General features: G+C 45.1%; 12 protein-coding genes. 5 read left to right on the top strand and 7 right to left on the bottom strand.

Annotation, left to right across the window (positions count from 1 at the left end):
* Positions 1 to 4 precede the first annotated feature (4 nt).
* Positions 5 to 1000 carry a hypothetical protein gene (locus BP71_RS08310; protein ID WP_496378097.1) on the top strand — a complete coding sequence of 332 codons (996 nt, stop codon included), beginning with the start codon at positions 5 to 7 and terminating at the stop codon, positions 998 to 1000.
* 285 nt (positions 1001 to 1285) lie between these two features.
* The gene (locus BP71_RS08305; protein WP_496378096.1) at positions 1286 to 1867 is read left to right on the top strand and encodes a Crp/Fnr family transcriptional regulator; all 582 of its coding nucleotides are present in this window, start codon (positions 1286 to 1288) and stop codon (positions 1865 to 1867) included.
* 326 nt (positions 1868 to 2193) lie between these two features.
* On the opposite strand, the gene BP71_RS08300 is transcribed toward BP71_RS08305, so the two are convergent.
* Positions 2194 to 3585, bottom strand: coding sequence for a hypothetical protein (locus BP71_RS08300; RefSeq protein ID WP_496378095.1), 1392 nt, complete (start codon positions 3583 to 3585; stop codon positions 2194 to 2196).
* A gap of 348 nt (positions 3586 to 3933) precedes the next feature.
* On the opposite strand from BP71_RS08300, the gene BP71_RS08295 reads away from it, so the two are divergent.
* Positions 3934 to 5058: an alpha/beta hydrolase family protein gene (locus BP71_RS08295; protein ID WP_496378094.1), complete on the top strand. Its 1125-nt coding sequence runs from the start codon at positions 3934 to 3936 to the stop codon at positions 5056 to 5058.
* A gap of 218 nt (positions 5059 to 5276) precedes the next feature.
* Here the strand turns inward: BP71_RS08295 and BP71_RS08290 are convergent, their stop codons facing one another.
* On the bottom strand, positions 5277 to 5603 hold the full coding sequence (locus BP71_RS08290) for a hypothetical protein (protein ID WP_496378093.1): 327 nt from the start codon (positions 5601 to 5603) through the stop codon (positions 5277 to 5279).
* Between the two features lie 205 nt (positions 5604 to 5808).
* Here BP71_RS08290 and BP71_RS08285 point away from each other — a divergent pair, with 205 nt between their 5' ends.
* Positions 5809 to 6441, top strand: a complete 633-nt coding sequence (locus tag BP71_RS08285) for an FISUMP domain-containing protein (protein ID WP_496378092.1) — start codon at positions 5809 to 5811, stop codon at positions 6439 to 6441.
* A 476-nt stretch (positions 6442 to 6917) separates the two neighbouring features.
* On the opposite strand, the gene BP71_RS08280 is transcribed toward BP71_RS08285, so the two are convergent.
* Complete coding sequence (locus BP71_RS08280) at positions 6918 to 7472, bottom strand: hypothetical protein (protein WP_496378091.1); 555 nt, start codon at positions 7470 to 7472, stop codon at positions 6918 to 6920.
* Positions 7473 to 8019: 547 nt separating this feature from the next.
* Positions 8020 to 9705, bottom strand: coding sequence for a hypothetical protein (locus tag BP71_RS08275; protein ID WP_496378090.1), 1686 nt, complete (start codon positions 9703 to 9705; stop codon positions 8020 to 8022).
* 115 nt (positions 9706 to 9820) lie between these two features.
* Here BP71_RS08275 and BP71_RS08270 point away from each other — a divergent pair, with 115 nt between their 5' ends.
* Positions 9821 to 10000, top strand: a complete 180-nt coding sequence (locus tag BP71_RS08270; RefSeq protein ID WP_496378089.1) for a hypothetical protein — start codon at positions 9821 to 9823, stop codon at positions 9998 to 10000.
* Positions 10001 to 10508: 508 nt separating this feature from the next.
* Here BP71_RS08270 and BP71_RS08265 read toward each other — a convergent pair.
* The 3 genes from BP71_RS08265 to BP71_RS08255 all read right to left on the bottom strand — a co-directional run bounded on the left by BP71_RS08265 (position 10509) and on the right by BP71_RS08255 (position 12402).
* Positions 10509 to 10853, bottom strand: coding sequence for a T9SS type A sorting domain-containing protein (locus BP71_RS08265; RefSeq protein WP_496379011.1), 345 nt, complete (start codon positions 10851 to 10853; stop codon positions 10509 to 10511).
* A gap of 354 nt (positions 10854 to 11207) precedes the next feature.
* Positions 11208 to 11690 (bottom strand): M4 family metallopeptidase, encoded by a 483-nt coding sequence (locus BP71_RS08260; protein ID WP_496378088.1) that lies wholly within the window; start codon positions 11688 to 11690, stop codon positions 11208 to 11210.
* Positions 11674 to 12402 (bottom strand): hypothetical protein, encoded by a 729-nt coding sequence (locus BP71_RS08255; protein ID WP_496378087.1) that lies wholly within the window; start codon positions 12400 to 12402, stop codon positions 11674 to 11676. Before BP71_RS08255 ends, BP71_RS08260 begins: the two co-directional genes overlap by 17 nt.
* Between the last annotated feature and the right edge of the window lie 24 nt (positions 12403 to 12426).

Below are 12426 nucleotides of genomic sequence, written 5' to 3'. Positions count from 1 at the left end.
TGTAATGTTCAGATTTTATTTTCAATCCGGTGAGTTTCATGGCGATCAAGGAAGCTTTTGGATTGGAGTGTTTAAAGACTTTTTGATACCCCTTGCCGGCGTAGGGGTTCCTTTGCTACTGTTCTACTGGGGATTGGTCCAGGAGCGCAGACGTGCTGACGCGCAGCGCTCTGAAGATAAGGAAAAGTTTGATCGCACCGAGAATCTCAGGTTATTGTACTTCCACAGCCTTTTGCTAGAAGCTCTAAAATATTGTTGCGAGTTCCAGGATACTCTGGACAAAGTTGTGGAAAGTCTGAAAGGTAATAGATATCACTCTGATAACTTAGCACTTAGCGACGATACTGATTTAAAAAGAATAGTCATCGATTTAGACCGTGAAAGCTTGTTTTATGCCTACCGAATGAGAATTGACGATCAGTCGTTAAACATCACATTTAAAGGTCTCGATACCGCATACGGATTGCGTCGAACATTCGGTGAAGTCTGGGAGCGGTCGAATAGAGAAATTACGAATAGAAAAAACGATATTAGATCATCGACGTCCGATTTTGGGCTTAGGGTGTTGGAGGTAAATGTTGACAACCCTACAGACTTAAATTTGCGTAATCAACTGATGCAAATATTTGTCGATTACGCCGAGAAAGAACATACTGAGGAGCGCCAATATCAGGAATTGATCGAGAGTTTAGTCGCTTCATTTACGGCGACGATCGAAGTACACAGAAAAACAAGAGATGCCGAGTGGGTTAATCTGTATAATAAAGCATTGGAGGTGCAAATCTTAGACAAGCAAGTCGAATCAATCGTTGGTCAACACTTGCAAAACGTCGACGAAATCTCTAAAACACTCGATCTAGTAGTTTCAGACCTTTTCAAGCATTACTTACCCTTAGAAGACTACCTAGTCGAGCGCAAACTGCTGGTCGAGAGAATTTTGGGTGCTGAGGATAGCTCCAGTACTGATTCTTTGAATACATCCTATAATAATCCTGACTGACGACTGCCGGATTTCGGGTATTTTCTAGCGGTTTAGAGGTTTAAGTTTAATTTAAACCGCAGTTTAAACTATAAACCGGAGCGCTGATCTTCCTCTAACATTCGGCAACAGCCTACAATTTCTGGTAAGCCTACAATTCAGTCAATAATAATAGATATGTATGTATGGACTGCAAAGCGCCTTCTTTGGGCCAATAAAACATTGAATTGATGTATTGGTAACGCTACCATTTTGGAAAGTCCGGTATTTTTTCGACCCTTGTCTTGAATTATTCAGGCAATCTAAATGAACGCTTTTATCCAGTACTTAAATTCAGTTGTCGAGTTGCCGGTAGAAACACAGGCGGCGATCAATAAGTTGACGATACGAAGAAGCCAGCCACGCGGGACCGTCTTGCTTTCAAATGGTGAAGTTTGTCATGAATTTGACTTCCTCGCCTCCGGTCTAGCCAGAGTATTCTATATCAAGGATGGTAAGGATGTTACTGCTTGGTTTGCAGCAGAAGAGGGAATTGCCAGCGCGATTGATAGTTTGTTCTCAGGAAAACCTTCAATGTATAATATCGAATTGCTTGAAGACTCGGAAGTTTACAGTTTTCAATACCGATTTTTAGAACGACTTGTCACCGAGAATCCTGCTGTTGAAAGGCTGGGCAGGCTGTTGATAACCCATAATTACCTTCTTTTGGACGAAAGGATGAAGCTATTTGCTTTCTGTTCGGCGGAAGAAAGGTACGATCGTCTTTTGCAACAATTGCCGGATGTATTTCAGAGAGTAAAGCTTGGACATATAGCTTCATATCTGGGAATAACACAAGAGCATTTGAGCCGAATTCGCGGCAACTATCGAAAAACCCCCAGTACGTGATGTTGTACCGGGAGTCTCTTATCGATTAGTTGAGCTTTCTGGCTAGGAATTGTAGTAGCCAACAAATCAATGTAAATGGCGTAAGCGTAAGTACTAAAAAGTGAATGACTCCAAACCACCCCATGGTGAAAGACTTTCCATATTCATCCCGTAACCATGGTATCGTTTCGTTTGCCAAAATCGCGCCATAAATGGCAATTATCACAAGGCCAATTATCCTCATGTAATTTTTAGTACTTGAGAATAGGCGTCGTAAACTCCAAACCGCAATTAACAGGAGTACAAGCAAATAGACAATTATTAATATGAATATGGCCATAGTTGTTTCAGTTACAGGCCCCTTTGCTGGCTGGGGCGGTACCTCCATTGGTATTTAGTGTGCCGGAGCTTTGGTTGGCTCTAAGATCGTAGCCTAGTTGCCCTGGTGACAGCCCTTTGCCGGTTCCGAAAGGGAAATAAGTTTCGTTTTTTGGCAGGGTTAATCCCGCAGCAGCTGCCACAGACGCCGCGGCAGTTGTACAATTATAACCAGAATAGTGATACATGCGATTACCGATGACTCCGAGCTCCGCTAAAGCGCGTTGAAAGGCATCGGCTCCGATATTTTCGTGGGTAGAGGATACCGTATAAGCCAGCCCCCCATTATCCAAAACCCGTGACTGTACCCAATCAGGAGCCATTGTGTTCGGGTAAAATCCAACTGTCTGCGTGACAATCGCGCCATTAGTGTTCATTTCAAAGCTCATAAATGTGTGACCTACATCAAAACCGTTAACAATTTTTCCAGTCCCGGCCTTAGGTTCGACTACATAGAAGGTAATCTTATACTTCGAATTGGCATTTATCGTTCCGAAGCACTTAATGAACTTTGCAAGGTTAATTCCTGGGCCGCTAAACCCGGGCATGGTTAGCTCAGAGACAGATCTTGCTTTAATCTCGTTGGGAATTCCGCTAGCATACGGGTTTGTTTGGTTCGGAAAATCGGCTACCCAGTAGCATTGAGGTACGGTTATTTCGTAAAGATCACAATAAGTGGGGGTGTCATTTGGGCGTAGCTCAGTACAGTTTCCGTTGGTGCAGATTTTGTAGGCGAAGCTGGTGCACGAGGAAAGAGTAAATTTGAGTGTGTTACAAATAGTCCCATTGAGCCTTCCCGACTTGCCTTCCTGAACACGTTCCGTTTCAACTCCTCTCACGCTAACAAGTAATCCTACTGGTTTTCCCTTTTTGAAAGTGAAACCATTCAGGAGCTTACCATTCCAGTCTCTAACGGTCATAGCTCCTGAAAAGTTAGCTATGTCTATTTCGCCTTCGTAGTCCCTAAGAGAAGTAAGGTATTCTATTACCTTCGCAGAATAATTGTTAGCATCGTCGCGAAATATCCAAAGATAGGTGTCCGCGTTGGGCAACCTATCAGATTCATAATGCTCGATCGGGACAACTAAGAGGTCTTGCCCATTTGACATCTTGTCCATATACGCCTTTTCCCAGAATGCATTTCTAGTCATTGTTTTTGCAATGGTGGTTTCTGATTTTTTTTGAGATGGTAGATATTCTTTTTCAAACCAAGTTTTAGCTTCCTGCATAGAGATATCGGAAGTAGCGAGCGGTACTTGACCTACGATTTTCTCAGGAACGGTCGTAATATTTTTTTCGCAGGCGAAAAGTGTAAAGAACAGTAAAAGAATTGCTAGGTAATTTTTAGATCTGCTTTTCATTTGTTTTGTTGATTTGAATGAGAAATTTTTTGAACACTCAAATCTGAACAAGGGAAACTCTATTTCCTTTGATAATTATCAAAAAGCAAACTTTAATAGCGTTGGCCTTTAACTAGCCATTCCTTCGGCCTGCAACCGCTCAAACTCCCGCGCCGGATCAGTAACCAGGCCCGACAGGCGAACGGATGTTTGTTGAGAAATGACGGCCTTCCCGGCGTTGGAGGCCAGATATTTGTTTATCGATTGTTTAGACCTTATCGGCGGGTAAGTAGAAGAGCCGAAAGCCTTTTAACTCTTGGAGGATAAGGGATTTTACTTCACGGGCCACAGTATCTACTTGATATGCAAATGGAAAATACAAAGTTGCTGAGTGTGTTAACGTTTCTCACTGCGGTCTTTCTGAGTAGCTGCAATCCGCAAGAAAACACTTCCCAAAATAGACGCCCGCAAGAGCCTACCAAACCCTACCCGTATTACAGTGAGGATATTGCATTCACAAATTCAAAAACTGGCGATGTACTCGCAGGCACGTTAACGATGCCCCAAAAAACAGGCGTGTATCCCGCTGCCGTGTTAATTACTGGAAGTGGCCCACTGAATAGAGACGAAGAGGTGGGTGGTGGGCACAAGCCTTTTCTTGTGTTGGCCGATCATCTCACAAGGCACGGAATAGCAGTTTTGAGATTTGACGATCGAGGTGTGGGAAAGTCCACGGGTGATTTCGCAAAGGCCTCATCAATGGATTTCGCCGACGACGTGGAAAGTGCGGTTGAATACCTGAAAACCAGAACGGAAATCGAGGCAGGTAAAATAGGTCTTATTGGCCATAGTGAGGGAGGAACAATCGCGGCAATAGTAGCGAGCCGCTCTAAATATATTGATTTTATTACGCTACTTGCGGCTCCCGGAATTACGGGGGATTCATTGATGCTCATTCAGATAGGCCTGGTTGCAAAGACTATGGGGCTTTCAGATTCGGAAATAGGATATACGAAAAATATAAGCCGCAAAGCTTATCAAATCGTTCAAAATACGGAAGATGTGGCAGAGCGAAATGCGAAGCTAACCGCCCTGGCAGAAAATTCCTTTCAAGATTTTCCAAAAAAGTTAATGTCGCCGGGCATCAAAAAAGCCCAATTTGTAAGCGAACAAGTAGCCGCGGTGACTACGCCTTGGTGGATATTCTTTTTGAAGTATGATCCGGTATTGTCACTTGGAAAAGTAGCATGTCCGGTTCTTGCTTTGAATGGGGATAGGGACGTGCAAGTGACTTCCAAGGAAAACCTATCTGCGATCGCCAATTCTCTAAGGAATTTCAATAGTAAAGCAACTACCAAGGAAATGCCGGGCTTAAATCATTTCTTTCAAGAATGCAAGAAATGTACACCGCAGGAGTATGCCGAGCTGGACCAAACGTTTTCTCCGAAGGCCCTGGACGAAATATCAACTTGGATATTGGAGATTACGAGATAAGGTTGTCCGGCAGGGCCGGTTGGCTTATTTCAAGAGAGACAGCACAAAGTGCAGGAATATCTCCAAAAAGGATCGACCAACTACACCAACCCCCGAGTCGCGGCTAATCTTTTTGTCTTGTGTATTTTCCGCGTTTGCTGAATTGGAAGCGTTCATATAGGTACGTTCTTAGGGTGGACCTTTCATTTAGATCTCGCCGACAGACGACGATGAATGCCTTATTGTAGTTTGTTCAGCAATGCGTGCCCAACCGACTTCTCAAAATCAAGCCAAGGCTGCGCTATTCCTCCGAGAAACATCCCGGTGTAAAAGGTAGCGGCGAAAGTGAACAAATACCCGCCGATTGTCGGCGTTACGCCTTCGATGGATATCTTGTTGGCGACATTATAAATCTTGGCCCCTATCAACGCATTCTTCTTTACGAGCACATATTTTTCCTGGTAGTCATCGACAAGCTTGCATTTGTAATCGTGTGAAAGCTCATTTTCCAGAATTGAAACAAGTTCTTCCCGAGATACAGATCTATTTGTTGACAGGGTCTTCATGGTTGATAGGTTAACAAGTAACTTATTCTCAATATCGAACAATCTGCCGAGCCAGGCAAATAGATTGTGATGGACGGGTGAACCAACCTACATTGAAAACAATTGTGAAGCAGTGCTTCAGACAAATACGATGTGTTCAGGTTTACAAAAATAACTTCCTGTGGATTAGCGTTGTAATTACCCAACTAAACCTGAAATACCAGTGATGAAACAATACATCTTTACTGCACTTGCTTCCTTGTTTTTTACACAGGCAATAATTGCGCAATCTGCCGGTACCTTCACTGACTCGCGAGATGGTCAAACGTATAAAACGATCAGCTTTAAGGAAGCTTTAACGGGCAAAACCGTTACCTGGATGGCACAAAACCTGAACTACAAAGTGGAAGGCAGCTATGCTTATGATGACAATGAGAATAGTCGAAAAGAGCTGGGCTTGCTTTACACTTGGGAGGCGGCGAAAAAAGCCTGTCCCAGCGGTTGGCATTTACCGACGGATAACGAATGGGCTATGCTTGTGAATCAATTTGGTGGTACGGATATGGCAGGTGAAGCCCTAAAAAGTGTCAAAAGCTGGAATGAAGATGGTAACGGTACTAACAGCAGCGGGTTCGATGCGGTTGCTGGAGGCCACCGAAAGTCTGATGGCGGTTACTTAACTAAAGGTGTTCTCGGTATCTTTTGGACGTCCTCACTTAATACTTCGACTGATAATGCATGGGGATGGAACTTTCACTATGGTGGTCCTCCTAGTAGCAATAAAAAAAATCTAAAAAAAGCATTCCGTTGGGATATCCCAATTTCTAGTGGACTCTCAGTTCGTCTGGTCCGGGATTAAGTTATTTGCATATCTATCATACATCTACTCTGCCTTTCTCAAAAGGGTGGCAAGGTTGTGTCGTCCTTGTCAGCCTCTTCGTATAGCACATTGCGGTCGCGGCGCTTGGTTCGGTCCATGACGTCGTGACCGCTCACAAACCACTAACTTTGGAGTTTATTAGTGTCGGGCTTATCTGCCTGGGAGGTGAGGATTTCGATGGTCTTGGCGATATCGCCGCCATCGATGACGGACAGGAGGTCTTGGTATTTCATGGGATATAGTGTGATTTAGCAGTTTAGAAAATGTAGACTCGGCAAAGATAAAAATATTTTTTTGGCCGGAATTGTACCGTACATCTCGATCACCTATTGACAAAAACTAATTTGATGTTTTCGAATTAGGCTTTTTAGGACTAGAGGTAGTTGAGAAAACGACTTGCTTTTCTGTTGAAGCATTTTACGACGTTAAGTGTTTTGGTGGTGATTTTAATGAGTTTATTTTGAGGGTTTTAAGCTATCTTGTCTTGGCGATTGTATTATCTGTACCACGGAGTTCGGGAGGACCAACTTGACTTCTTGTGCCGACGATGAAGGCTGATTAGTGAATGAATAAATGCCGAAACAAAAAGAAGCAAATAAGCCAATTAAAAACGTCACAAATTGACCTAGCCAAAGTTTGGCAATGTTAGGACGCGAAGGAGTCGGTATTTCGTGGTTCTCTCGACTAGTAATATAGTTTTCGGACGAATCTAATTCTCCCGCCAGAGCATTCAGGGTAAAAATGCCGAACAAAGCCGAAAGAAAATAGAAGAACCACGTTATTAAGGCAATTGTTTTTCCTGTATTATTTACCCCAGATAGAAAACTACTGGAAAAAGTGACAGTAAAAGCAATTACTCCAACGGCTAAATTTATCAATTGTTTGACAGCCTCGGCCGAAAAATCAAACGCTTTCTGCTGTCGATCATCAAACTGAGCCGATTCGTCTTTTAATCGATCTAAAGCTTGCTCTTTCGTTTCTGCGTTGGGGCTAGGTCTGTATCGCTTCATGTCTGAGAGTTGTTAACAAACTAGTTACATGGCTCATACCATATAGGAGGTAGTGGGCAAAGGTATGATTTTACGCGCCTGAATATTTTGGCGGGGATATATAAACTTTCCGGAAAAGTTACCTTAGTTTCCTCAACTAAGGAAGAAGCTATTAGCAGTAAATTCCGCTGTGCTACTTTGACTTCAACAAAATCGGGGTTATCTCCTAGTCCATTCACGCAGGATGCAATCATCTCGTTAATTTCCGGCCGCAAGTCGTCTCCGAATTTATAGCCAAAAGATTTGATGCTTCCTTCAACAATTGCTAAAAGGTTCTCGGGTGATACTGACATATTTTTTAGAGTATTATTCGTTGTTCGGATTACCCGGCTAACATACACTATTTCTCAATACTTTGAACTGGAGGACGTATGTATTTACTTAACGGCTTGATACATACGTCCTAAACATGCATTCGGCACTTTTACAGCATAGTGCACGCTATTCGAATACCGGATCCGATGTGCATCTGGATAAACCGCTTCCTTCCAAACGGCTAGCTTTGTAGTTAGTTAAATCCAAACCCTCTCAAAGACCGATTATTCTGATCAATCATCCGATCCAGTTTCGCGCTGACATCCACAAGAATCCTATTGTAGGACGTATTCTGAGATATTTGAGTCAACACGAGCAGCGACGATCTTACATCAAAAGCCATTTGCGCCTGGTAAATCCGAATGGCATTAGTCTGCCCGATCAAAACTGATACAGTTTCCTCTGAAACTCCTTTGATCACTCCTTGCATCGCCTGGGATTGTCCTTGACTACGACCAAACACATCGTCAAACCCTTTATCTTTCGCCCACCGATCGAATTCTTCGAGGCCTTTGAAATACGACTCCACGGCAGGCAAACCATATTTGTCAAATCTAGTCAAATCGTCGACGATCGCGCCGTCGCCGGTTGTCAGAGATTGGGTCATTTCCTTGACAAGTTGGTCCAAAGCAGGCCCGACCAGCGCCGAGAACAGGAGTTTAGATGTAATGTCGGAGATGATTTCACCGACGGTTTGGTGCAACGCTTGCGCAGCTGAATCCCCGGCCCGGAACGCCTCCACCAGCGCATTCTTCAAGTTGTCGCCTATTTGACCGGTAAGATCAACCATGGTATCCTGAATCTGCTGTTTCGCCTCCTGCATCGCCTCGTTAAGGGCAATAGCATTCTCAAGCATCTCCCGCGTTTTGTCGTCGACCTGGCCGTTGGTGATCAGCGCTTGGGCCATCTCGACGTTAAGCTCAGCCCATCCGTCGGCTGTTTCGCTTACGAGCTCGGGGTATTGCTCCATTAGGCTACCGAAGACGTCTTTTTTCTTTTTGGCGAATAGCCCGGCTATTGCTCCGACAGCACCGCCAATAACGGCCCCAATTGCCGCCGTCGCGGCAGAGAATACACCGACACCAACAATCCCCCCGATGACCGCACCCGCAGCGGCGCCAGCACCCGCAAGCTGACCTACTGATTTCCCGTCGACGACGTTTTTCTGCCTCTCTTTCGAACGTCCTTCTTCCAGCTTGTCAATGGCCGCCTGGTACTTGTCCATCGCGTCCTTGTATTGGTTGACACCGGCTTTGATCTGGCCTTCATAATCCTGGTAAAACGGGTTATCGTTGTAATTGTCGCCTTTTTTCTTGGTGAGCGCCAGCTGATAATCATTCTCGAAACCCAGACGTGCGGCCGCGAATTGACGTTCGGCTTCCGCCCGGCGTTTGGATGCCCCGATCAGCGTGGTTACCATCTGGATCACTCCCTGAATGGCTGCGGCATACTCGTTAACGCTCAATTTCTCGCCGTCCTTCATGCTGAGAACCGAGGTGACCGCCCCCGCATTCCGCGCCAAACCGGACAAGGCGCCGCCGATCTCGCCGATAGTGCCGCCCATGCTCTCGAGCGTATCGCCGAGCTCGCTGACGACTCCGGCAATGGTTTGCCAATTCTGAATGCTGCGCTGGCGATGGTCTTCTTCCGCCTGGCGTAGCCTGAGAAGGTGCTTTTGGTACTCCTCGGACTGTTCGCCGAACTGGGCTTTTATCATTTCAGTCTCACCCCGAAGCGCGTCGACCTTCATTTTGGTCTGTTTGTCGGTCGATAGAGCGACGATTTTTTCAAGCTCCTTGTAGGCCTCGGATCCCTGGATAACATCGAGCTCGAACGCGTTGAGCTCGTCTTTTTCCTTCTTGTCGATGGCGGCCATCATTTTTTTGTAGCCGGCCGATGTTTTGTCCTGTGCCTTAGCTTCGACATCCGCGCGCAGGTCGGCATAATACTTGGTGATCTCGGTGTGTTTTTGCTATGGTCATAAAATTGGCGCTTTGACCGATATCCAGCGGTTCGTGCTGGCCGATCCCCAGACAGGTGGCGGTCTGCTGATAGCTGTTGAATCGGAAAAGTCTGAGGCGTTCGAAAGTGAAATGCATGCAGAAGGTTACAAGATCAGCTCCTTTGGCATTCTGAAAGACCAGGAGGGCCCTTTGCTGATAGAATTGACTTAGTTGGCTGACTTCAATACCCAGATTTTCGAGGATGCCAGCCACTTCTTACTGTCCTGTCCAGTAAATTCATGGAATTCTCGTTGATTGTGCTTTTAGTGTATTTAAATTTTTTTAGAGGCTTACCGATCGCAAGCCAAATACAACAATGGTTCAACGAGCTCCAATTTTTATCAGTATCAACGATTCATCTATAATTAGGCCGTCCACACTCGAATTTATCGAGTCCAGAGCAAACCTGCCAAGATAAACCACTACCTGCTCAATGGGCCCGCCCGTGGCCGGCTCGAATGGCGTTGGACGGACTGATGATGCCCAGTCAATAACTTTTCGTTATGGGAAATGGGTGAAAATTAATCCGGTGGTTTTTATGTACTCTTGATGCCTCTGATTTTTCTTTCCTTTTAGACCTGAAAAGAGCTGAAAACTCTCAATCTCAGATTGGATCAAAAAAATAACCGGGTATTGCCCGGTTATTTCTATACTATCAGTTGATCTATTTTAGGTCTTATTATTGTAAAACAATTCTAGTTCTGTCTGTCGTTTGTTCACCGTTTTTACTATATGTTACATGCAAATAGTACGTACCACGTGGCAGCGAACCGACATCAATTTTAAAAAGTCCGTCTGAGCCAGACTTCGAGTAAATCCCGTCAGATTTTATCGTATAAACGGCCTCCTGTGTTTTTTCACTAAATAAGCTAATTTGATCCGGCATCGAGGCGGAACTTTCGTAGTGATCGAACTTTACTGATGGTTGATCTTTTGCTGGATTTGGGAATACTGTGTAACGTGCCGAGCAATTATCGATACATATAGTTGTACCAGCACTAGCAGAATCGCAAGAATTAGACATGTTAAGTGTCAATCCGTAACAGTCTGGCACATTTGTAAAAAAAGAGGCACTACCGTTTCCAAAATCGCTTAAAGAGGCATTCGAAGCATTTCCACTAGTGATAGACCAAACGGAACTTGATGGGTTACCAGTCATTGTCGCCACTACAAGCTGGCTGGTACCGGCGCAATTGTTAGGCGCACTAATGGCAATGTTAGTCGCGATAGGCTTACCTACGCTGATGGTTTTTGTCAGCACGAGTGTTCCACAACCACCAGAAACAGTAGCCGTTAGTGTAACACTCCCGTGGAAGCTGCCCACCCGTGTCGCAACCCCGCTACTATTTATCGTTACTGCACTGGTATTACTGCTTGACTACGCCACCGTAGAGCCTTGCGGAAGATTTGCAATAGAATAAGTTGAGCTAGGGCAAAGATGGTCAACCCCTGAGATACTAGACTGGGTTGCTGTTCCAACATTAACAGCTTTCCATGCATTTTCAACTTGCTGAACCAAAACACCATTTTGATTGCCACATAATGCCCTGGCCGCATTGACCATCCCGGTTCGAACTTGCGCATATGTTGTAGTATTATCAAGGAAATTTCCAAACACTGCCCTGACGATCAAATTCTCTAACTGATCCATCCCTACACCATATACGTTGTAAAAGCCACCTACATCATTGGTCCCAGATCCACCGTTAGCTAACCGGAAGGCCCAGTGGGACAGCACACCACTTCTAACATATTTGTCGATATCAGGATTTCCGGAGTTGGTATTATATTGTGCTCTTGCATACGTATCAGCAATTGGTTGTCTAACATTGGCAGAGTTGGTGTTACCCAGATCTCTCAAACAGAGTTGACTGTTGTAATCTGCTCAGCGATTTGCCAGATATTCCCCCTCCGGTGATCCTGTGTTGCATCATAGCCCCCCAAATATCACTAAGGCCTTCATTAAAGGAGCCTTGATCCCCTGTATTGCCCCATCCAATCTGAAAGTTGGTAATCCCATGCCCATATTCATGGGCAACAACATCCACGCTGGCCACGGGATTGAAAATGATTGCACCATCTCCGAAAAGAAGAACCTGATTTAAGCCATCCCAGAATGCATTGTCCCTATCATTGGCTACAGTTCCAAACCGGATATGTGCATCGATAGGAAACCCGGCCCCGGCGGCAGGATCATTAAAGCTGTTGATAGCATGCGCGGTATTGAGCCTGTCGTAGATCCTTTGAAGCCCCCAATGTACATCCAATCCCATATCGTTTTCGTTACCGCCATGCTCAGCCGAAGTCCAATTATTATCATTGTCCCTCAATTCTATACGGGTCGTAAAATTGGTACTCCCCTGCAAGTTCCAGGTGTGGATAGTGGCTCCCCTGGTGTTGTCAAATAAGCGGTAGCGCGGTGTTATGGAGACGTCATCGAACGCACTCGCAGTTCGGGACCCGCTATACCGGGTCGCAAAGGTGCCCGAGGCCGGAGGTAAAGCATGGCTGAACGTGGTCTTTGGAATAGGCCTATTCCCAGGTTTTGTCCCAGTTTCCGTAGAAGTAGACAAAGCATGGCTAAACCTAGGCTCGAC

It is taken from the genome of Dyadobacter ginsengisoli DSM 21015, assembly GCF_059568735.1.
The sequence above is the reverse complement of the archived record's forward strand: the minus strand, read 5'-3'. Positions and strand labels throughout refer to the sequence as shown.